The 20722-nt window shown below is 76.4% G+C and carries 18 protein-coding genes; 11 read left to right on the forward strand and 7 right to left on the reverse strand.

The window, feature by feature from the left end; genetic code table 11:
* Nucleotides 1–121 precede the first annotated feature (121 nt).
* Nucleotides 122–2806, forward strand: a complete 2685-nt coding sequence (locus tag ACI79Z_RS07595; RefSeq protein WP_456902219.1) for a LuxR C-terminal-related transcriptional regulator — start codon at nucleotides 122–124, stop codon at nucleotides 2804–2806.
* Nucleotides 2807–2966: 160 nt separating this feature from the next.
* On the forward strand, nucleotides 2967–3446 hold the full coding sequence (locus tag ACI79Z_RS07600) for a DUF7144 family membrane protein (protein WP_387988938.1): 480 nt from the start codon (nucleotides 2967–2969) through the stop codon (nucleotides 3444–3446).
* Nucleotides 3447–3672: 226 nt separating this feature from the next.
* Here the strand turns inward: ACI79Z_RS07600 and ACI79Z_RS07605 are convergent, their stop codons facing one another.
* Both ACI79Z_RS07605 and ACI79Z_RS07610 read right to left on the reverse strand, forming a co-directional pair.
* On the reverse strand, nucleotides 3673–4260 hold the full coding sequence (locus ACI79Z_RS07605) for a potassium channel family protein (protein WP_456902220.1): 588 nt from the start codon (nucleotides 4258–4260) through the stop codon (nucleotides 3673–3675).
* Nucleotides 4261–4268: 8 nt separating this feature from the next.
* Nucleotides 4269–5714, reverse strand: a complete 1446-nt coding sequence (locus ACI79Z_RS07610) for a DUF2252 domain-containing protein (RefSeq protein WP_456902221.1) — start codon at nucleotides 5712–5714, stop codon at nucleotides 4269–4271.
* Nucleotides 5715–5906: 192 nt separating this feature from the next.
* Here ACI79Z_RS07610 and ACI79Z_RS07615 point away from each other — a divergent pair, with 192 nt between their 5' ends.
* Together ACI79Z_RS07615 and ACI79Z_RS07620 are read left to right on the forward strand one after the other, a co-directional pair.
* Entirely contained in the window at nucleotides 5907–6473 is a 567-nt protein-coding gene (locus ACI79Z_RS07615; RefSeq protein WP_456902222.1) for an HdeD family acid-resistance protein, read from the forward strand.
* Between the two features lie 37 nt (nucleotides 6474–6510).
* On the forward strand, nucleotides 6511–6705 hold the full coding sequence (locus ACI79Z_RS07620) for a hypothetical protein (RefSeq protein WP_456902223.1): 195 nt from the start codon (nucleotides 6511–6513) through the stop codon (nucleotides 6703–6705).
* 20 nt (nucleotides 6706–6725) lie between these two features.
* Here the strand turns inward: ACI79Z_RS07620 and ACI79Z_RS07625 are convergent, their stop codons facing one another.
* On the reverse strand, nucleotides 6726–7217 hold the full coding sequence (locus ACI79Z_RS07625; protein ID WP_456902224.1) for a hypothetical protein: 492 nt from the start codon (nucleotides 7215–7217) through the stop codon (nucleotides 6726–6728).
* A gap of 143 nt (nucleotides 7218–7360) precedes the next feature.
* Here ACI79Z_RS07625 and ACI79Z_RS07630 point away from each other — a divergent pair, with 143 nt between their 5' ends.
* From ACI79Z_RS07630 to ACI79Z_RS07645, 4 genes are all read left to right on the forward strand, one after another.
* Nucleotides 7361–9058 (forward strand): alpha/beta hydrolase, encoded by a 1698-nt coding sequence (locus ACI79Z_RS07630; protein WP_456902225.1) that lies wholly within the window; start codon nucleotides 7361–7363, stop codon nucleotides 9056–9058.
* Between the two features lie 18 nt (nucleotides 9059–9076).
* Nucleotides 9077–9787 (forward strand): CPBP family intramembrane glutamic endopeptidase, encoded by a 711-nt coding sequence (locus ACI79Z_RS07635; RefSeq protein ID WP_387988949.1) that lies wholly within the window; start codon nucleotides 9077–9079, stop codon nucleotides 9785–9787.
* A gap of 74 nt (nucleotides 9788–9861) precedes the next feature.
* The gene (locus ACI79Z_RS07640; protein WP_387988951.1) at nucleotides 9862–10101 is read left to right on the forward strand and encodes a three-helix bundle dimerization domain-containing protein; all 240 of its coding nucleotides are present in this window, start codon (nucleotides 9862–9864) and stop codon (nucleotides 10099–10101) included.
* On the forward strand, nucleotides 10067–11932 hold the full coding sequence (locus tag ACI79Z_RS07645) for a SulP family inorganic anion transporter (RefSeq protein ID WP_456902226.1): 1866 nt from the start codon (nucleotides 10067–10069) through the stop codon (nucleotides 11930–11932). Before ACI79Z_RS07640 ends, ACI79Z_RS07645 begins: the two co-directional genes overlap by 35 nt.
* Here ACI79Z_RS07645 and ACI79Z_RS07650 read toward each other — a convergent pair.
* Nucleotides 11908–13287 (reverse strand): diacylglycerol/lipid kinase family protein, encoded by a 1380-nt coding sequence (locus ACI79Z_RS07650; RefSeq protein WP_456902227.1) that lies wholly within the window; start codon nucleotides 13285–13287, stop codon nucleotides 11908–11910. The two genes, ACI79Z_RS07645 and ACI79Z_RS07650, sit on opposite strands and share 25 nt — an antisense overlap.
* A 269-nt stretch (nucleotides 13288–13556) precedes the next feature.
* Between ACI79Z_RS07650 and ACI79Z_RS07655 the strand changes: the two genes are divergently transcribed.
* Nucleotides 13557–14297: an HpcH/HpaI aldolase family protein gene (locus ACI79Z_RS07655; protein ID WP_456902228.1), complete on the forward strand. Its 741-nt coding sequence runs from the start codon at nucleotides 13557–13559 to the stop codon at nucleotides 14295–14297.
* Nucleotides 14298–14375: 78 nt separating this feature from the next.
* The gene (serA, locus tag ACI79Z_RS07660) at nucleotides 14376–15584 is read left to right on the forward strand and encodes a phosphoglycerate dehydrogenase (RefSeq protein WP_387988958.1); all 1209 of its coding nucleotides are present in this window, start codon (nucleotides 14376–14378) and stop codon (nucleotides 15582–15584) included.
* 61 nt (nucleotides 15585–15645) lie between these two features.
* Here serA and ACI79Z_RS07665 read toward each other — a convergent pair whose 3' ends face one another.
* Both ACI79Z_RS07665 and ACI79Z_RS07670 read right to left on the reverse strand, forming a co-directional pair.
* Nucleotides 15646–16878 carry a hypothetical protein gene (locus ACI79Z_RS07665; RefSeq protein WP_456902229.1) on the reverse strand — a complete coding sequence of 411 codons (1233 nt, stop codon included), beginning with the start codon at nucleotides 16876–16878 and terminating at the stop codon, nucleotides 15646–15648.
* A gap of 6 nt (nucleotides 16879–16884) precedes the next feature.
* Nucleotides 16885–17922, reverse strand: a complete 1038-nt coding sequence (locus ACI79Z_RS07670; protein WP_456902230.1) for an immune inhibitor A domain-containing protein — start codon at nucleotides 17920–17922, stop codon at nucleotides 16885–16887.
* A gap of 384 nt (nucleotides 17923–18306) precedes the next feature.
* Here ACI79Z_RS07670 and ACI79Z_RS07675 point away from each other — a divergent pair, with 384 nt between their 5' ends.
* Nucleotides 18307–19218: a sugar phosphate isomerase/epimerase family protein gene (locus tag ACI79Z_RS07675; protein WP_456902231.1), complete on the forward strand. Its 912-nt coding sequence runs from the start codon at nucleotides 18307–18309 to the stop codon at nucleotides 19216–19218.
* Here ACI79Z_RS07675 and ACI79Z_RS07680 read toward each other — a convergent pair.
* A complete protein-coding gene (locus tag ACI79Z_RS07680; protein ID WP_456902232.1) occupies nucleotides 19199–20617 on the reverse strand; it encodes an MFS transporter in 1419 nt (472 codons plus the stop codon). The two genes, ACI79Z_RS07675 and ACI79Z_RS07680, sit on opposite strands and share 20 nt — an antisense overlap.
* Nucleotides 20618–20722: the final 105 nt, after the last annotated feature.

Raw genomic sequence — 20722 nt, forward strand, 5'->3', positions numbered from 1 at the left:
AGGTCCCGCAGAGGGGACGGCCAGGCTGGGGAAGGGGACCGGTCGCACGCCGGCCCGGTAGGCGCCCAGAGGGAGGCCCGGCAACGGGGGACGGCCTGCACCGCACGCGGGAGGACGCGTCATGGCGAGTCTGTCGCCGATCCACGCGACCGGGTCGGGGACGGCGGTGCCTGCCGCTGCGCGGCCCGGCCCGGCCCTGCTGGCCTCCAAGCTCACCCCGCCCGAGCCCGGGGACGCGACGGTCCTCCGGCCGCGGCTGACCACCGCGCTCTCCCGGGCGGTGCGGCGGTCACCCCTGACCCTGGTCAGCGGGCCGGCGGGTTCCGGCAAGACGGTGCTGGCGGCCTCGTGGGCGCGCGGCCGACCGGACCACGGCGCCGTCGCCTGGCTCACCCTCGACGACTACGACGACGCCGCGGCGTTCTGGAGCTACGTCGTCGGTGCGCTGGAGTCGGTGGGGCTCGCGCGCAGTGGCCTGCCGTCCCTCGAGCCCGGGGAGCCGGAGCCGTCGTGGTTCGTCCCGTCCCTCGCCGGGCGGGTGGCCGCGCTGCCCCGGCCGGTGACGCTGGTGGTCGACGACGCCGACCACGTGCGGGACCGGTCGATCGCCACGGGGCTCGACCTGCTGGTCCGGCACTCCGGGGGCGGGCTGCGGCTGGTGCTGTGCGCCCGCGCCGACCCGCCGGTGCCGCTGCACCAGTACCGGCTGACCGGGACCGTCTCGGAGATCCGCGCGGGGGAGCTGGCCTTCACCCCGGACGAGGCCGGGGAGCTGTTCGCCGCGATGGGGGTGCCGGTGTCGCCGGCGGTCGCGCGGACGCTCCACGCGGAGGCGGAGGGGTGGGCGGTCGGCCTGCGGCTGGCGGGTGCCGCCCTCGCGCAGGGGGTGTCCCCCGAGCACCTGGTGACCTCGCTCGCGCGGGACGACGGCAGCGTCGCGCAGTACCTGTCCGCGGAGGTGCTGCAGCGGCAGCCGGCCCCGGTGCGGAGGTTCCTGCTCCGGGTCAGCGTGACCGCGGAGCTGTGGCCCGACCTCGTGGACCGGCTGTGCGGGCGGCCGATCGGCCGGCGGGTCCTCGCGGGGCTCGCGCGGGCCAACGCCTTCGTCGAGGCCGCGCCCGGCGCGCCCGGCGGGTACCGCGTGCACCCGCTGTTCCGGGAGGTGCTGCAGGCCCAGCTGGCCTACGACCACCCCGGGGACGTCGCCGCCCTGCACCGGACCTGCGCCGACTGGTACGCCGCCGCGGGCCGGGTGCCCGAGGCGGTCGGGCACGCCGCCGCCGCGGAGGACTGGCCGGTGGTCGCACGGCTACTGGTCGACGACCTGCTCGTCCCGCGCCTGCTCGCGCACGGCACCGACCCCGCCCTGCACGGGGTCCGTGCGCTCCCCGCCCGGTTCCCCGGCCCCGACGCCGCCGTGCTCCGGACCGCCGTCGCCCTGACCGACGGGGCCGCGCCCGACGCCGCCGACCTCGCCGACGTCGCGGCGGCCCGCGAGGAGGAGAGGTCCCGGCCGGCGCTGCGCGTCTCGGCCGCGCTCACCTCCCTGGCGACCGCCGCCGTCTCCGGGGTCCCCGCCGGCGCCCGGCTCACCGAGGCCGACGGCGCCGCTCCGCTGCTGGCCGCGCTGCCGGACGACGACCGGCGCGAGGGCGCCGCGGTGCTGGGTGCCCTCCGCGCCGCCGCGGCCCTCGGCACCGACGAGCCGACCGGGCAGCTGGTCGCCGGGTTGCGCACGGCGGCGGTCGCCGCCCAGGCGGCGGGCTCGCGGCACCTGCGCAGCGGCACCCTCGCCTCCCTGGGCCTGCTCGAGGCCCTCGAGGGCCGGCTGAACCACGCCGTCGAGCTGGCCGGCGAGGCCGAGAGGCTCTCGGCCGGGGAGGGCCGGGACGACGCCGCCCGCGAGCCGGCGTCGGCGACCGCGCTCGCGTGGACGCACCTGCGCCGCTACGACCTCCCCGCGGCCCGTGAGTGGCTGGGCCGGGCGCACGCCCGCGCGCGGTCCCGGGGTGACGGCGCGGCCGGCGCCGCCCACGCGGAGCCGCTCCTCGCGGTGCTGCAGAGCCAGCTGCTCCGGCTGCGGCACGAGTACGACGCGGCGGAGCGGTGCCTGGGGCCGCACCTGCGGGGCCCGCGTCTGCCCCGGTGGGTGGCCGAGCCGGTGATCGGCGAGGTGGTCCGGCTCGCGGTCGCCCGCGGGCACGTGACCGAGGGGCTGTCGATCCTCCGGGAGACCCGGGGCGACGAGCCGTGGAGCCGGCGGCTGCGCGCGACGGTCGACCTCCTGTCCGGCGACCCGACGGCGGTCACGCCGACCGAGCCGACGGGGACCAGGGCGCCGGCCGCCGTCGTCGAGGCCCGGGTCATCCGCGCCTGCCAGCTGCTGGAGGCCGGCCGCGCGCCCGCCGCGGTGGACGAGCTCGCCGAGGCCCTGGAGACGGCCCGGCCCGAGCTGCTGCGCTGGCCCTTCGTCGACACCCTGCCCCAGGCCCGGCGGCTGCTGCGCACGCAGGCCCGGCTGCAGGGGCCCGCCGCCTGGCTGAACCCGTCGGCGGCCGCGCCGCACCCGGACGGGACCCGCCCGGCGGCTCCCCGGGAGGTGCCGGACGTGGTCCAGGAGCTCAGCGACCGGGAGACCGAGGTGCTGCGGCACCTGGCGGGGATGCTGTCCACGGCGGAGATCGCGGCGACCATGTTCATCTCGGTGAACACCGTCCGCACGCACATCCGCAGCATCCTGCGCAAGCTCGCGGTGAGCCGGCGCAACCAGGCGGTCCGGCGGGGCCGCGAGCTCGGCCTGGTCTGATCTCCCGGCGGCGCGTCGCCGCAGCGGGAGGCGGCCGGGTCATGCAGGGCGGACGATGCCGCGCGGTCCGCCGGGGCCCACGCTGCTGCCGCACACGCCTCCGGTCCCGCGTGCCGCACGGGCCACCGGGACCCGGGGCCGGACCGAGGAGGAGAGGCACGTGACAGACACCTCGCGCGCGGACGCGACGTCGGCGACCACGTCGGTGCCGCGGCCCCGCCACGAGCAGCGACCCCTCGAGGAGCGGCCGCCCAGCGGCTGGGCGGGCTGGGTCGTCTTCGCCGGCGTCATGCTCGTCATGCTCGGCACGTTCCAGGTGATCCAGGGGCTCATCGCCGTCTTCGACGACGGCTTCTACCTGGTCACGCAGTCCGGCCTGGCGGTGAACGTCGACTACGACGTCTGGGGCTGGACGCACATGGTCATCGGCGTCGTCGGGGTCGCGACGGGGCTCGGCCTGCTGGCGGGCAACACGGCCGCCCGCGTGGTCGGCGTCTGCATCGCGTTCCTGAGCGCGCTGGTGAACCTCGCGTTCATCGCCGCGTACCCGGTGTGGTCGGTCCTCATGATCACGATCGACGTCATCGTGATCTACGCGATCACCGTCCACGGGCGGGAGCTGAGGTCCGACCACCGCTGACCGCCGTCGCGCGCGGGGGTGCCCGTCCCGGGACGGGTGCCCCCGCCGTGCCGTGCGGATCGTCCGCGTGGGGGACGTGGACCGGCGGCCCCGCGGCGACGGAGGGGCCGACCGCCGTCCACCCGCACGCCCCGGGGCGGGGACGACCACGGACGTCCAGCACCCGACCGACGTCGACCGGCCCCCCGGGTGGAGGGCCGGCTGCCGGCCTGGTGAGCGGGCCGGGTCAGCCGTCCCGGCCGGGCGCCGGGCTCCCCGCCCGCGCCGCCCGGCGGTGGTCCACCGCGCCGAGGAACAGCTTGAGCACGAGCCCGATCAGCACGAGGTCGCCGACCATCAGCAGCGTGGTGAGGACCCGGGCGACGGGGCTGACCGCGCTGATGTCGCCGAAGCCCACGGTGGCGAACACGGTGACGACGAAGTAGACGCCGTCGACGCGGTCCAGCGGCTCGCTGAACGCCTGCGGGTCGCTGCCGGACAGCTGCACGAAGGCGGTCGCGAACAGCAGCAGGAACAGCGGCAGCGACAGCGCGATGCCCTCGGCCGCCCGCAGCCCCGGGTGCCGGGAGCGCAGGATCGCCCGCACCTGCACGACGACCAGCACCCCGACGGCGAGGACGCCGGCGCCGAGCGCCAGGACCGTGCCCACCGTGAACGGCCGGTCGAGGGGGAGCAGGGCGTAGACGACGAGCAGCCCCGCCGTCGTGAGCAGGGTCCGCGCGACGCCCCGCAGCAGCGCGCCACGCCCGGGCGGCAGGACCGGCGGTCCGGCCGGGGGGCCGGGGCGCGACCCGGCGGCTGCGGGACTCGCCACGGCGCGCCTCAGACGCCGCGCTTCACGGGCACCCGGCCCGCGGCGGCCGCCTCGGCCAGCTGGCGGTGGTCGCCCTCGGTGACGTCGGCGCACGCCTCCGCGTACTCGGCGAGCGCGTGCTCGAACGCCGGCGAGGAACCCAGGTAGCCGGCGATCGCGATGCGGTCGCCGGTGCGGGCGTGCGCCCGGGCCAGGCACCAGGCGCACACCGCGCCGTAGAGCTCGAGTCCCTCCGGGCGCAGGTCGCCCAGCTCGACCGACCCCTTCCAGTCCCGCAGCTGCCGGACGTAGAAGTCCCGCTCCACGCCGTCGACGCCGGCGGTCCGCTCCCAGCCGAGGAAGACGTCGCTGGCCTGCTGCATGAGGCGCTGGCCGGCCACCACCCGCTGGCCCTGGTGGGTGTAGCGGCCGGGCCCGACGAACTCGGCGTGCACCGAGGGGCCGGCCTCCTTGACCTGCAGCAGCAGCGGGTCGTCGTCGTCGCGCCCGACGAGCAGCACCACCCAGCAGCGGGTGCCCACGCTGCCCACCCCGACGACCTTGCGGGCCATGTCGACGAACGCGTACCGCTCCAGCAGGGTGCGGCGGTCGACCTGCAGCGAGTTCCGGTACTGCCGGATCAGGCCGTGGAAGGCGCCGGCCGGGTCGGGGCCCTCCGCCCCGGGCACGAGGTCGCGCAGCGGCACCAGCAGCGGCGGCTCGGCCCTGATCCGCAGCCGGCCGTCGGCCACCTCGGTGAGCTTGCCGAACGCCTGCAGGCTGTCGCGGGTCCGAGCCTTCTCGAGGGCGCGGGTCAGCCGCTTGCGCCCGCCCGACCCCAGCATCGGGGCGATGTCGCGCTGCAGCGCGTCGGCGTCGAGGCTCGCGTACCAGACCTCGATGTCCCGCTGTCCCGCGAACTCCGCCATCGCCGTCCGGTAGCGCGCACCGGCCGCCACCGTGACCGCCCGCCGCTGCCTGCGGGGCAGGCCGTTCTCCCGGGCGGCGAGCTCCAGGCTGGCGACCAGCCGCCGGACGTCGTGCTCGAAGGGGCCCGGCAGGGTCTCGTCGAAGTCGTTGGTGTCGAACTGCAGCCGCCGCTCGGGGGAGCCGAACAGCCCGAAGTTGGCGGCGTGCGCGTCCCCGCACACCTGCACGGTCAGGCCCGAGCGGGACGCGCCGGCCTGGTCGGCGGCCATGACGCGGGCGGCGCCGCGGTAGTAGGCGAAGGGGGACGCCGGCATCCGCCCCCAGCGGATCGGCACGAGCTCGGGCACCCGGCCGGCTGCCTGCTCCTCGAGCAGGGTGAGCGGGTCGCGGGTGCGCGTGTCCCGCGGGGACCCGGCGAGCGCGTCGAGGGGAGCCGTGGCGCGCAGCGCCTTGCCCGAGGCCCGCCGCTGGGCCGGCGTGGGCCGCGGCGGCCGGTCCTCGACGGCGACCGCCGTCCCGGTCAGCACCTCGCGCCCGTCGAGCACGGTGCCGCCGCCTCCGCGGCGCGCGTCCCGGGTCGGGGCCGTGGTCCGGGCCGTCCGGCGTCCGGCTGCGCCCGTCCTCATGGCCCGACGGTGCCGGGCCGGGCGGCGCGGTGGCCTCATCCGGCGGGGATGAGGCCGTCCCGCTCCGCCACGACGACCCTCGGCGCGGGAACCCGCCGGGAGGAGACCGCGATGACCACCCACCTGTCCCGTCCCTCCGTGACCGTCCCGCCCCGGCGCGGCGGCGCGCGCGTGGTGGTCGGGCTGCTCGGCCTGGCCGTCGTCGTCCTCGGGGTCGTGCTGCTGGCCAACCCGGTCGCCGCCGCGCGCAGCCTCGCCCTGCTCGTCGGGCTGTCGTTCGTCGTCGGGGGACTGCTGGAGATCGCCGTCGGGTGGGACTCCGGGCGCTCGCGCGGGGCCTCGGTGCTGCTGGGCGCCGTCCTCGTGGTCGGCGGCGTGCTGGCCGCGGCCTGGCCCGGCGTCACGCTCTGGACGCTGGTGCTGGTCACCGGGCTGTCGCTGATCGTCCACGGCGCCGGCCGGATCGCCCTGGCCGCCGTCGGGCGGGACCGGGTCGACGGCCGGGGCTGGCTGGCCGCGCTCGGCGTCGTCGACGTCGTCGTCGGCGTGCTGGCCCTCACCTGGCAGGAGGCCACGGTCCTGGTGCTGTGCGTCCTGTTCGGCATCCAGGTGCTGTTCCTCGGCCTGGCGCTGGTGGTCGTCGGCTTCCTGCGCCCGCCGGCGGCCGCTGACCGGTGACCGGACGTCGGCATCGACGGACGCCGTCATCCGCGGGATGCGGGGGGAGATCCGGCCGGGGACCCCGGCGCTGTGCGTCCCGTCCTCGGACGCGGTGATCGACGGGGTCAGGGACGCGTTCGAGGACCAGGCGGTGACCCCGGTGGGGAGCGGGCTCGGCGAGGACCAGGAGGCCGGGCGGCGCGAGGTCTCCGCCGTGACCGAGGCGCCGGCGCCCGCGACCGCTGGCTGAGCGCCGCCCCGTGCGGCCGGTCAGTGCACGAGGGCCTTGAGCACGACGAGACCCGCACCGACGACGGCGACGAGCGCGCCCCGGACCAGCGCCTGGGCGGGTGTGCCCCCGGCCAGCCGCACGCCCCAGTAGCCGTAGGAGCCGATCAGGCCCACCCCGGACCACTTCGCGAGGGTGAACGCGGTGCCGGTCGCCAGCACGCCGATCGCGGCGAGCAGGAAGAAGACGGCGGGGAACACCACGCCGAACCCGACCGCCCCGGCGTCCTCGGTCATGTGCACGACCTCGGGACGGGTGACCCGCCGCCGGGCGCGGGTCTCGGCCCCCACCACGTCGCTGTAGACCTCGGCGAGCCCCACGGCCACGGCCGTCCCCAGCAGCCACACGGCCACGACCCCCGGCGCGGGCGGGTGCCGCTCGACCGCGACCACCAGCGCCAGGCCGATGATCGAGCCGTAGACGACCCGGCCGACCTGCCGGGAGCCGAGGTGCTCCGCGAGTCCGGCTCGCACGGGTCGCAGCGTGGGGGCGGCCGCCGGGCCGCACATCGTCCGTTCGGTGCGATCCTTGCTCCCCGGGACGCCCCTAGCCTCGGCGCCCCCACGTGCGCGCGGAGCCCGACATGACGAGCGAACCGGCTGTCCGAGACACCTCCGTGACGCCCGCCGTCCCCGCGCCCCGCACGGCACCGGAGGAGGGGCCCCCGCGGCGGCCGGTCCGCCGGCGGCTGCGGTGGCTGCCGCGGTACCGGTGGAGCGGGCTGGCGGGGGCCGTGGTGCTCGGCTGCCTGTCCCTGACGCCGTCGCTGCTGCCCCGCGGCTGGGTGGTCCAGGGCCTGATCGCGGGCATCACCGCGGCGATCGGCTACGGGCTGGGGACCGGGCTCGCCTGGTTCGTCGCGGAGGCCACCGACCGCCGGATGTCCGCGCGGTTCCGCCGCCGTGCCTGGCAGGTGCTGGCCGTGGCCGGGACGGTGCTGGTGGTGGTCTCGCTGTGGCTCGGCGCCCGCTGGCAGCGCGAGGTCCACCTGCTCATGGGGCTCGACCCGCCCCGCGGGTACTCCTCCGCCGGCATCGTGGTCGTGGCGGTGCTGCTGTTCGTCGTCCTGGTCGCCGTCGCCCGCGGCGTCCGGTGGCTGGGCCGCGGGCTCGTGCGGCTGCTGAGCCGCGTCCTCCCGCGGCGCCTGGCCCGGCCGCTCGGTGTCGTGGGGATCGGCGCGCTGGTGGTGTTCCTGGTCAACGGCGTGCTGTTCCAGGGGCTGGTCGAGGCCGCGAACTCCGCGTTCAGCGTGCAGGACGACCGGACGGGGGAGGGCGCCGTCCGCCCCGCCGGCGCCGAGCGCTCCGGGAGCCCCGGCTCGCTGCTGCGGTGGGAGGACCTCGGCCGGCAGGGCCGGATCTTCGTGGGCACCGGCCCGACGCCGGAGGACCTCACCGCCTTCTCCGGGCGGCCGGCGCTCCCGCCGGTTCGCGTGTACGCCGGGATGGCCTCGGCCGAGGACGTCGAGGAGCGCGCGGACCTCGCCGTCCGGGACCTCGTCCGGGCCGGCGGCTTCGACCGGGCGGTGCTCGCCGTGGTCACCACCACCGGGACCGGCTGGATCGACCCCGCGGCCGGCGCCGCGCTGGAGCACGAGTTCAACGGGGACACCGCGATGGTGTCCATGCAGTACTCCTACCTGCCCAGCTGGATCTCCTTCCTCGTCGACCAGGCCAAGGCCCGCGACGCCGGGCGGGCGCTGTTCGACGCGGTGTACGGCACCTGGTCCCGGCTGCCCGCGGGCGACCGGCCGGACCTGCTGGTGCTCGGCGAGAGCCTCGGCAGCTTCGGCGGGGAGGCCGCGTTCAGCGGGCTGGCCGACATCCAGAACCGCGCCAGCGGGGTGGTCTGGGCCGGACCGCCGAACTTCAACGCGCTGTGGCGGGACCTGGTCGCCGACCGGGACGAGGGCTCGCCGGAGTGGCTCCCGGTGCTCGACGGCGGGCGGACCGCGCGGTTCGCCGACGAGGCCGCCGACCTCGCCGCGCCGCCCGCCCCGTGGGGGGACTCCCGGGTCGTCTACCTGCAGAACGCCTCGGACCCCATCGTCTGGTGGTCCCCGCAGCTGCTGCTGACCCGGCCCAGCTGGCTCGAGGGGCCACGGGCGCCGGACGTGTCGGACGCCATGACGTGGCTGCCGTTCGTCACCTTCTGGCAGGTCACGGCCGACATGGCCTTCTCGACCGGCGCCCCGGACGGGCACGGTCACCGGTACACCGCCGACTACGCCGACGCCTGGGCCGCGGTCGCGCAGCCGCCCGGGTGGACCGACGCCGACACCGCGCGGCTGCGGCCGCTGCTCGGCCGGTACTGACCCGGCCGGCGCGGGTCCGTGACGGCGTCGGCCCGCGCGCGGCTGCGCACCGGGACCGCCGTCGCGGTGGTCGCCGTGCTGGCCGTCGCCGGTCCGCTCGTGCGGCCGCCGTGGTGGGTGCGCGGCCTCACCGGTGTCGCCCTGCTCGCGGCCGCCCGCCTGTCCGGGCTCGGCTGGCCGGAGCTGGGCCTGGGCCGCGACCGGCTGGCGGCGGGCTGCCGCTGGGCGCTCGGGGCGGTGGGCGTCGTCGGCGCCGTCTACGCCGTGGGCGTCCTGGTCCCGCCGACCCGGCCGGCCTTCCTGGACGACCGCTACGACCTCCCGCTCCCCGGCGTGCTGGCGAAGGCGCTCCTCAGCATCCCGCTGGGCACCGTGGTCCTCGAGGAGGCCGCGTTCCGCTCGGTGCTCTGGGCGGCGCTGGCCCGGCACTGCCGGCCGTGGCAGGTGCCGGTCACCACCGCGGTGCTGTTCGGCCTGTGGCACGTCCCGACCGTGCTGGCCGCCGCGGACGACGCCGGCGGGTTCCCCGCCGGCGTGGTCGCGGGCACCGTCGCGGTGACCACCGCCGGCGGCCTGGTGTTCGGCGAGCTGCGCCGCCGCAGCGGCAGCGTCGTCGCCGCGGCCGGTGCGCACTGGGCGACCAACGCGCTCGGCGTCCTCCTCGGGCTCCTCGCGCGGCGCCTGGACGCCGCGGCGGGCGGGTCCCCGGGACTCGTCCCCGGCGGGTGAGGCCCGGGGCCGCTGCGGACCGGGACCGTGGCACGGTCCCGGTCCGTCCGTCCCCCGGGGCGAGGAGGCGCGAGATGAGCGTGGTCGCCGAGCCGGCCACGGCGGACGACGGCGCCGTCCCCGGCGCGGACGCGGTCCTCGGGCCGCTCGTCGCCCGGCTGGCACAGGAGTACGGCGCCGACCCGGTGGAGGTCCGGGCGCGGGCGGTGGCCGCGTTCGCGGCGTTCGCCGGGGCCCGGGTGCAGGCGTTCGTCCCGATCCTGGTGGAGAAGCGGCTCCGTGAGCGCTACCGCGTCCCGCGGACGGCCGGCTGACCCGGGCGGCTCCCGCCGGGCACGGGGGACCGGGACGCCGGTCCCGCCCGGCCTCCGGGCGCTGCGCGGCTACCGCCGGGCCTGGCTGCCCCGCGACGTCGCCGCCGGGGTGGTGCTGACCACGCTGCTCGTGCCGCAGGGCATGGCCTACGCCGAGCTCGCGGGGCTGCCGGCGATCACCGGCCTGTACACGACCATCACCTGCCTGCTGGCGTACGCCGTGTTCGGCCCCTCCCGCGTCCTGGTCCTCGGCCCCGACTCCTCGCTCGGCCCGATGATCGCGGCGACCGTCCTCCCGCTGGTGGCCGCGGGCGGGGACCCGGAGCGGGCGGTCGCGCTGGCGTCGGTGCTCGCCCTGGTGGTCGGGGTGGTGCTGGTCGTGGCCGGCTGGACCGGCCTCGGCTTCGTCGCCGACCTGCTGTCGAAGCCGACCATGATCGGCTACATGAACGGGCTGGCCCTGACCATCCTGGTCGGCCAGCTGCCCAAGCTGCTCGGGTTCTCGGTGGACGCCGACGGCGTCGTCGGCGAGGCCGTCGGCTCCGCGGAGGGTGTGGCGCAGGGGCAGGTGGTGCCGGCCGCGGCGGCGGTCGGGCTGGGCGGGGTCGCGCTGGTCCTCGTGCTGCAGCGGTGGTGGCCGAAGGTGCCGGCGGTGCTGGTCATGGTCGTGCTGGCCGTGGCCGCCGGCGCGGCGTTCGACCTCGGGGAGCGCGGGGTCGACCTGGTCGGGGAACTGCCGCGGGGCTTTCCGCCGCTGACGATCCCGTCGGTCGGCTGGTCCGACCTCGGGGTGCTCGTCGCCGGTGCGCTGGCGATCGCGCTGGTCTCCCTGGCCGACACCATCTCGACGGCGTCGTCGTTCGCGCGGCGCGCCGGCCAGGAGGTGCACGGCGGCCAGGAGATGGTGGGCATCGGGACGGCGAACCTCGCCGCCGGGCTGTTCCAGGGCTTCCCCGTGAGCACCAGCGCCTCGCGCACCGCCGTCGCCGAGCGGGCCGGCGCCCGCACCCAGCTGACCGGGGTCACCGGCGCCGCGCTGGTGCTCGTGATGATCGTCTTGCTGCCCGGCCTGTTCCGCGACCTGCCGCAGGCGGCGCTGGCGGCGGTCGTCGTCACCGCGTCCCTGTCGCTGGCCGACCTGCCGGGCACCGTCCGGCTGTGGCGCCAGCGCCGCGTCGAGTTCGCCCTGTCGCTGGTCGCCTTCGCCGGCGTCGCGCTGCTCGGGGTGCTGCCGGGCGTCGCGCTCGCCGTCGGCCTGTCCATCCTCAACGTGTTCCGGCGGGCCTGGCACCCCTACGAGACCGAGCTGGGCCGGGTCGACGGCCTGCCCGGCTACCACGACGTGCACTCCCACCCGGAGGCCGGCCGGCTCCCGGGCCTGGTCCTCTACCGGTTCGACGCGCCGCTGTTCTTCGCCAACGCCAGGACCTTCCGGGACGAGGTGACCGCGCTCGCCCGCGCCGAGCCCGCGCCCCGGTGGGTCGTCGTCGCGGCCGAGCCGGTCACCGACGTCGACACCACCGCCGCCGACGTGCTGTTCGAGCTGGACCGGACGCTCGCCGCCCGCGGGCAGAGCCTGGTGTTCGCCGAGCTCAAGGACCCGGTCCGCCGCAAGATCGAGCGCTACGGCCTCGCCGGAGAGATCGGCGCGCGGGACTTCTTCCCCACGGTCGAGGCCGCGGTCGAGGCCTTCCGGCGCGAGACCGGCGCCGCCTGGCCGGACGCCGGCCCGCCGGCCGCCGCTCCGCCGCCCGGCGTCCCCGGCCCTCGGGACGCGCCGCCGGACGCGGACCGGGGCAGCGGCGCTCAGCCGTCCGTGCCCGGCACCTGAGCGGCCCGTTCCGTGCCGACCGGTGCCGGCCGGTCCGGGGGCGCGGCCGGCTGCACCCGGGGCGGCCGGCCCCGGGCCAGGGACCACAGCGACGACCACTGCACCCGGGCGCGCGGCGCGCGGACGCCGGGGCGGTCCCGCGGCAGCCGGACCCGCAGCGCCCCCGGGCGGACGGTGCACCGCACCGGCGTGGCCAGCCGCACCGTCTCGCCGTCGATGCCGACGGGGACCTCGGGCACGTCGGCGGTCACCAGCACCTCCCGTGCCTCCGCCGTCCGGATGCCCCGCTGGTGGGCGCCGCGCAGCAGCTCGACGGCCTGCCGCGCGCTGTCGACCCGGATCGCGATGACGCCGAGCACGCCGCGGTCGAGCCGGGACCGCCGGCCGATCCCGGCGAGGTCGGACTCGTCGTAGGAGCCGTTGCTGACCAGCACCGCCTGCGGCCCGTCGGCCACCAGCGACCCCGCCTCGGCCCGCAGGTGCGCGCCGCGCCGCCGGCTGAGGAGGTCCGGCAGCGCCGCGATCGTGGTGCCGGCCTTGTCCTCCCGGTACCCGGGGTCCTCGACGATCTCGGCGTAGGCGCCGAAGGACGCGTTGTTCACGAACGGCCGCCCGTTGACCGAGCCCAGGTCGATCCGCGCCTCCACGCCGTCGCGCAGCGCGTCGAGGCAGCGGGACGGGTCCTCCCGGTCCAGCCCGAGGTCGAGCGCGAAGTGGTTGCGGGTACCGGCGCTGACCACCAGGAACGGCACGCCGTGCTCGGCGGCGACGTCGGCCACCAGCGCCTGGGTGCCGTCGCCGCCGGCCACGCCCAGCAGGTCCGCGCCGCGGGCGAGCGCGTCGCGGGCCAGCTGCTGCACGTCGGTCCCCGGCCGGTCTAGCAGCGCCACCTCCGCGCCCAGCTCCTCCGCCCGCTCCCGCAGCGCGAACCGGCCGACCTTGCCGCCGCCGGACCGCGGGTTCATCACGAGGAACGGGCGGCGGGGCGGCGGCACCTCGGTGACCGGCAGCGTCCACTCCGACGGGTCCGGCCGCAGCGCGGCGCGCGCCGTGCCCAGCGCGCCGGCCCAGAGCAGCGCGGCCACGACGGCTGCCAGCACCAGGTCCTCGGCCAGGAAGACCGCGACGAGCGCGAGCGGGGCCACCACGACCAGGGCGAGGGCGAACCAGCGCTTGATGCGGCCGTGGCGGAGGAACCAGAAGACCCCGGCCACGACGGCGACGACGGTCGCCACCACCAGGGTCATCAGCCACAGGCCGCGCCCGTTGGCGGACTCCAGCAGCACGAGCAGGGCGGCGGCGGCCAGCGCCAGCGCGGCGCGGGCCTCCCACCGCCGGGTCCGCGAGGTCTCCACGGCGCACCTCCTCCGGCCGGTGTGGGGGGATGGTGCCAGGCGACGGGCGGTCCGTGCTCCCCCTCGAGGGACGGTTCCGCGGCGCCGGGTCGCGGTGCGGGCGGGGCCTGCCGAGACTGGATCTGCCCCGCCAGGCCGCGACGGAGGGCCCTGGCCCGTGGCGCGCCGGTCTGGCGGGTGCCCGCGCCGGGACGACGACGCGCGACGGACGGCGGGTGACGGCGGACGACGGGTGGCGACGGACGACGGGGTGACGGGGGACGGGCGGCATGGCGGCGAGCGCGGCGGACCTGCGGCGGCGGTGGGCGGCGGGGCGGCCCGCGCACGGGCTGTGGAGCCTGCTGCCCGGGGCGGTCACCGGCGAGCTGCTGGCGCGCACCGGCGCCGACTACGTCGTCGTGGACCTGCAGCACGGGGCCACCGCGGAGGCCGACCTGCCCGGGACCGCGGCGGCGATCGGCGCGGCCGGCGCGGTGCCGCTGGTCCGCACCCGCAGCCCCGCCTTCGCCGACGTCGGCCGCCCGCTCGACCTGGGCGCCCGTGGCGTGGTCGTGCCGAACGTCCGCGACGCCGCGCACGCCCGCGAGGTGGTGGCCGCCACCCGCTACGCGCCGGCCGGGACCCGGTCGATCGGGCGGCTGTCCGGCGGCGCCGACGAGCCCCTGGTCGTGCTCATGGTGGAGGCCGCCACCGCGCTCGAGGACCTCGACGCCCTGCTCGCCGTGGAGGGGCTGGACGGCGTGTACGTCGGCCCCGGCGACCTGTCCCTGTCGCTCGGGCTGACGGGGGAGGAGCACCGCGGGGAGCTGCGCGGCGTGCTGTCCTCGATCGTCGCGCGGGCGGTCGCCGCGGGCGTGCCCGTGGGCGTGCACGCCTACAGCGGGCAGGAGGCGGCGGGGTTCGCCGCGGAGGGCGCCACGATCGTCACGGTCGGCGTCGACGCCGCCGTGCTCGGCGAGGCGACGGCGGGCCACCTCGCGGCCGCCCGCCCGGGGTCCGACCCCCGCTGACCGGGCCGCCCCGGCCGCGACGGGATACTCGTCCCGACGGGGTCCGGCGGGCGGTCCCCGGTCGAGGAGGTCCCCGGAGTGCCCAGAGCCCTGCTGCTGGAGAACATCGACCCGGTGGCGGCCGACCTGCTCGGGGAGGCCGGCTACCAGGTCGAGTCCCTCCGGGGAGCGCTGGACGAGGCCGACCTGGTCGACGCGCTGGACGGCGTCGACCTGCTCGGGATCCGGTCCAAGACGCAGGTGACCGCCGAGGTCGTGCGCGCCCGGCCGGGCCTCGCGGCGGTCGGCGCCTTCTGCATCGGCACCAACCAGATCGACCTCGCCGCGGCCGCCGCCGCGGGCGTCGCGGTGTTCAACGCGCCGTACTCCAACACCCGCAGCGTGGTGGAGATGGCGATCGCGGAGATCATCATCCTGGCGCGGCGGCTGGTCGACCGGGACCGCGCGCTGCACGCCGGCACCTGGGACAAGTCGGCGGCCGGCAGCCACGAGATCCGCGGGCGCACGCTGGGCATCGTCGGCTACGGCAATATCGGCAGCCAGCTGTCGGTGCTCGCCGAGGCGCTGGGCATGCGGGTGCTGTTCTACGACCTCGAGGACAAGCTGGCGCTGGGCAATGCGGAGCGCTGCGACAGCCTCGAGGAGCTGCTGGAGCGCGCGGAGACGGTGACGCTGCACGTCGACGGGCGCGCCGGCAACGCCGGGCTGTTCGGCGCCGAGCAGTTCGCGCGGATGCGCCGGCGCAGCCTGTTCCTCAACCTCTCCCGCGGGTTCGTCGTCGACCACGAGGCGCTGCGGGAGCACGTCCTGTCCGGCCACATCGCCGGGGCCGCGGTGGACGTGTTCCCCGAGGAGCCGCGCGAGCAGGGCGACCCGTTCGACTCGGTGCTGCGCGGCCTGCCCAACGTCATCCTCACCCCGCACGTCGGCGGGTCGACCCAGGAGGCGCAGCACGACATCGGGCGGTTCGTCGCCGGCAAGCTCGTCGACTACACCACCACCGGGACGACGACGCTGAGCGTCAACCTGCCGACCGTGGCCCTGCACGGGTCGTCGGCTGCCCGGTTCGCGCTGCTGCACCGCAACGTGCCCGGCGTCCTCGCCCGCGTCGACGCCCTGGTCGGCGAGCACGGTCTCAACGTCGACGGCCAGGTCCTGGCCACCCGCGGCGAGCTCGGGTACGCGGTCACCGACGTGAGCGCCGAGCTGCCCGCGGACCTGCTGGCCGCGCTGCGCGCCCTGCCGGAGACCGTCCGGCTGACCACCGTGGGCCGCCGGCCGCGCTGAGGCCCCTCGAACGCGGAACGGCCCCCCGGCTGACGCCGGGGGGCCGTCCTCGTGTCGCAGGTCAGCCGTTGACGCGGACCTGCATGAACCCGTCGTGGGCGCTGGTGCTCACCACGGTGATCCGGGTGCCGGTCTTCGGCACGTCCACGCCGGTCCAGCCGTTGGCGTCGGGCTGCTCACCCGGCGCCACGTACCAGTCCTGCCGGTCGTCGAAGGTCGGCACGGCGGGCAGCCCGCCGTAGGTGCCGGCCACGCCGGTGTCCGGGTCGTGCAGCGTGATCCGGTCCGTCGCCTGCCGCCCGAAGGTGGAGTCGTAGGACTGGATCCGCGGCCGCCAGCTCTCGCCGTCGGTCCGGTCGGTGCCCTCGTCGTCGGTCGGCTCGTAGAGCAGGCCGGGGTGGGCGTCGACCGGCAGGACCAGCCCGCCGCCGGGGTGGGCGCCGACGTTGTTGTCCCCGTACTGGGTGTTCCAGTAGCTGATCAGCAGGCCGTCCTGGTACGGGAGCCGCTCGGCCCAGTCGGGACGGTTCGGGTCGCCGAAGTTGTACGGGCCGGTCTGCAGGCCGGCGTCGTAGCCGGTGTAGGCGCGGTTCTCGGCGATGTAGGCGTTGAAGTACTCCTCCGTCGCCGTGCCCGTGGTGCTGGTGAACCCGTCGAGGGTCCAGGTCGTCACCGCGGTGCCGTCGATCGCCACCGCGTCGACCAGGAAGCCGGGCTCGGTGGCGGCGCCGTCGGTCCAGTAGCGGAAGCCCACCCGGGCACCCGCCGGGACGCCGGCCAGGCTCGCCGACAGGTCGACCCACTGCCCACCGGTGCTGCCGGTGATGCCGTGACCGTAATTCTGGCCGTTGGGGTCGGTCGTCGTCGACCGGGTGGTCGGCAGCGAGGTGAAGGTGCGGCCGCCGTCGGTGGTGTAGACGGCGTAGGCGTAGTCCCAGTCCTGCTCGATCTGGTAGTTCACCTTGGCGGTGAGCGTCCCCGCGCCGGCCGGCAGCGCCGTCAGCATCGAGTGGTCCAGGTCGTCACCCGAGCCCGAGTACCAGAACTCCGGGCCCTCGAACGGGGTGCCGACGGTGGTGGTGACCTGGCGGTCCGGCAGCAGCACGATCAGCGCCTGCGCCTGCTTGGTGGTGGCAGTCGACGGGCCGAGGCGGGTGTTGGCCCGGGCGCCCGGCTGCACGACCTCGTAGTCCAGCCAGCCCAGCTGCAGCTTCTCCCACGCGCCCATGTGGATCGGCTTCGTGCCGATGCCGTCGGCCGGCCGGCCGCTGTTGCCGTAGGAGCCGGACGACATCAGCGTCTAGAAGGCGGTGCTGTTCTCCGCGCCGCCGCTGTTGCCGGAGGTGTCGTAGAGGTCCGGCAGGCCGAGGTCGTGGCCGAACTCGTGGGCGAAGACCCCGACGCCGCCGTTCTCCGGCTCGACCGTGTAGTCGCCGATCCAGTACTTCGACCCGCCGACCCGCGTGCCGCCGAGCGGGTTCTGCGTGCCGTCGGCGAGGGTCGGTCCGGCGGTGCCGACGCGGTTGGTCTGGTTGTACCAGCGGTGGGACCAGATGGCGTCGTCCCCGAGGACGCCGCCGCCGACCTCCTCGCCCATGCCGGAGTGCACGGCCTGGAAGTGGTCGATGTAGCCGTCGGCCTCGTCGAAGTCGCCGTCGCCGTCGTGGTCGTAGCGGTCCCAGACGTCGAACTGCGAGAGGTACTCGTCGATCTCCTCGGTGGTCCTGCCGGAGGCCAGCTGCTCGTCGTACCAGGTGTTGACCGTGTCGTTGACGAAGTTCCAGGTGACGCGGTCACCGAGGTCGTTGTCGCCGTAGGAGGCGCCGGTGCCGGGCACCTGGACCCAGTCCTCGACCTCGCCGGTGACGGTGTACCGGCCCGAGGACAGCTCCTCGTAGAAGTTCGCGACCGAGTTGACCCCGTCCGCGGAGCTGTAGAGCAGCTGGTCGAAGTAGGGCTGCGAGAAGTCCTCGGCCCAGATCGTGGTGTTGTCCACGCTCCGGTCCGGGCGGGGGATCTGGTTGTGCGGCAGGTCGCTGAACTCGCCGAGCACGGTCCAGATCGCGTCGCTGTCGGTCTGGGCCAGCTCGACGTACTGACCCTTGGCGACCTCGACGACCTTGTTGTCGCCCTGGGGCGTGGCCTGGCCGGAGACGACCTGCTCGAGGGCCTCCTGGCGCAGCTCGCGCTGCTTGTCGCCGAGGGGGTTGGGCAGGTCGTGCGCCCGGGCGGGGGCCGCGCCGGGGTCCTCCCGGGGTGGTGCCGCGTTCGCGGTCGTGGGCAGGGCGACCGCGACCAGCGCGGCGCCCACGACCAGGGGAAGAGCTCTCTTCTTCAAGGACCGTCTCCCGTGTCGGACGAGGACCGCCGACCGCCGGTGGGGGACCACCGGCGGTCACTCTCTGGCAGCCCGCAGAGACGTTAGGTAGCAGCGGTAAATAAGTCGACAATCCGTAACCGAACGGTGACCAACGAGACGAGGCAGTCCGCTCCGCGACGTCGTGACCTGTGGTGACGGCGTCACCGCATGTCGACTCCCCTTGCGCTCAGTGATGCGCAGACTTCCGCTTTGCGGAGGGCCCAAGTCTCGCTAGGTTGTGGCGCACGGCACAGATCACCGCGGATCGCCGGCCCGTCCGGGCGTTCCGGGGTGCGACGTGCGCCGTCAACCCCGAGAGGACCGATGAAGCCAGTGAGGAACCTGCGACACCTGACGCGAGCGGTGCTGTTGGCCGCCCTGTCCGCACTCCTGTTCGTGGGGCTCGTCGGCCCCGCGAACGCGGCCCCCTCCACCACCGGCCACACGAGCGCCGACTGCGCCCGGGTGCCGCTGAACAAGATCTCGATCCAGCTGTACACCTTCTCCGCCTACATCGGCTCCGGCCCCGGAGCCCAGCAGCGCCACGAGGAGGTCCTCCGCCGCCTCGCCGAGATGGGCTACCGCAACGTCGAGCCGTACACCCTGGGCGACTGGACCGCCGAGCAGTACCGGGCGCTCCTGGACCGGTACGGCCTCAAGGCGTCGGCCCGCCACGTCGACGTCGGCACCCACACGGACCCGGCCGACATCGCGCAGATCCTCGAGGACAACCGCGTCCTCGGCATCAAGTACTTCGGGTCCGGCAGCAGCGCCGGGGCCCCGTGGATCCCGGAGCAGCAGCGGCTGAGGACCGAGGCCGACTGGGTCGCCTACGCCGAGTACCTGGACGCCGTCGGCGAGCAGGCGCGCAAGGCCGGGCAGACGCTGATGGTCCACAACCACGACTTCGAGTTCACGACCGTCTTCGGCGACCGCACCGCGTTCGACATCCTGATGCAGCACACCCAGGCCAAGAACGTCGTCTCGCAGCTCGACCTGTACTGGGTCTCCTTCGCCGGCCTCGACCCGGTCGACGTGATCGAGGAGTACGGCAACCGGATCCAGCTGTTCCACGTCAAGGACCTCAACCCGGCGCTGGGCAACCGGATCGAGATCGTGGGCCGCGGCAACATCGACTTCCCGTCGATCTTCGCGGCCGCCGGCGGCAGCACGAAGTACTACGTCGTCGAGCACGACCCGCGCAACGACCTGAGCTTCGACCCGTTCGAGGCCGCGCAGGAGGGTTTCGAGTACCTCACCTGCACGAACGGCTGACGCCCGGCACCTGACGAGGGGCGGTCCCGGATCCCCGGGGCCGCCCCTCCGCCCGTCCCAGCGCCAGCCAGGAGACGACGGCCGTCGTCGCGCACACCGCCAGCCCGAGGACCGCGATCGCCGCGTACCCCCCGGGCGCCGGCGCGGCGCCGAGCAGGGTGGCGGTCAGCGCGCTGCCGAGCGCGAAGCCGACGTAGCGCAGGACCTGGTTCAGGCTCATGGCGCTGCCGGTCTCCGACGGCGGCACCGCGGCGACCACGAGCGCGGGGAACGCCGCGAAGGACGCGCCCACCCCGAGCCCGGCGACGGCCATGACGGCGAACAGCTGCCACAGCTCGGTGCGGGTCAGCCCGAACAGCACGAACGCGCCGGCCTGCACGACCGCGGCGACCGGGAGCACCAGCTGCTGCCGCCCGCGGTCGGCCAGCAGCCGGGCGAGCCGGCCGCCGAGCACGCTGGCCGCCGAGAACGGCAGCAGCACCAGCCCGGCCACGACCAGCGAGGCGCCGAAGCCCGGGCCGGGGGAGGCCGGCGTCTGCGCCAGGACGGGCACCGAGGCGAGCAGCAGGTAGTTCGACAGGCCGACCAGCAGCGCCGCGACGTGGGCGGTGAGCGCGAGCCGCCCGCGGGCCAGTCGCAGGTCGACCAGCGGCACCGGAGTCCGGGCCTCCCAGCGCACCCAGCAGGCCAGCGCCGCGGCCGCGCCGCCGGCCAGCAGCCACGGCGCCGGGGAGGTCCAGCCCTCCGTCTCCGCCTCGCCGAGCGCGACGAGCAGCCCGGCCAGCCCGGCGCCCAGCAGGAGCGCGCCGACGACGTCGAGCGGCCGTCGCGCGGTGGCCGCGGCCGGCGGCAGGACCGCGGCCGCGGCCAGGAGCGCGGCGAGGCTGACCGCGGCGCCGGCCCAGAACGCGGCGTGCACCCCGCCGAGCTCGGCCGCCAGCCCGGCCAGCGGGTAGCCGAGGCCGACGCCGGCGACGACGGTGAGCGACAGCGCGGCGATCGTCGACCGGGAGCGCTCACCGGTCAGCGCCTCGCGGGCGGTGGCGATGGCCAGCGGCGTCAGCCCGAGCCCGAGGCCCTGCAGCGCCCGCCCGGCGACCAGCCACCCCAGCCCCAGGGGGAGGGCCGCCAGCACGCTACCGGCGGTCACCACGGCCAGCACGGCGAGGACGACGCGGCGCCGGTGCGGCCCGTCACCGAGCCGGCCCACCACGGGCGTGGCTACCGCGCCGACCAGCAGCGTGGCGGTCAGCGACCACTGGGCGTCGGGCAGCGGGGCGTCCGTCGCGGCGGCGATCGCGGGGACCAGCGGCGCGCCCAGGCTGCTGATGACGGCGACGACCGTCCCCACGAAGAGCAGCACGGGCACGAGGGCGCGCGGCGAGCGGGAGGGGGTCATGACCTCCAGGGTCCCAGGTGGTTGGTGCGTGCAACGGGTGACGCCGGTCGCGTTGCCGGCACCGTCCCCCCTTGTCCGGGGCCGCGCAGGCCCCGACCATCCATC

The sequence above is a fragment of the Geodermatophilus sp. SYSU D00663 genome, from assembly GCF_054050655.1.

Bases quoted from the DNA above. Each gene is read 5' to 3' on its own strand.
- ACI79Z_RS07595 (WP_456902219.1), top strand. From the start codon at position 122: ATGGCGAGTCTGTCGCCGATCCACGCGACCGGGTCGGGGACGGCGGTG.
- ACI79Z_RS07615 (WP_456902222.1), top strand. From the start codon at position 5,907: ATGACCACCCACCTGTCCCGTCCCTCCGTGACCGTCCCGCCCCGGCGC.
- ACI79Z_RS07620 (WP_456902223.1), top strand. From the start codon at position 6,511: ATGCGGGGGGAGATCCGGCCGGGGACCCCGGCGCTGTGCGTCCCGTCC.
- ACI79Z_RS07640 (WP_387988951.1), top strand. From the start codon at position 9,862: ATGAGCGTGGTCGCCGAGCCGGCCACGGCGGACGACGGCGCCGTCCCC.
- ACI79Z_RS07655 (WP_456902228.1), top strand. From the start codon at position 13,557: ATGGCGGCGAGCGCGGCGGACCTGCGGCGGCGGTGGGCGGCGGGGCGG.
- ACI79Z_RS07665 (WP_456902229.1), bottom strand. From the start codon at position 16,878: ATGTCGTCCGGCTCCTACGGCAACAGCGGCCGGCCGGCCGACGGCATC.
- ACI79Z_RS07680 (WP_456902232.1), bottom strand. From the start codon at position 20,617: ATGACCCCCTCCCGCTCGCCGCGCGCCCTCGTGCCCGTGCTGCTCTTC.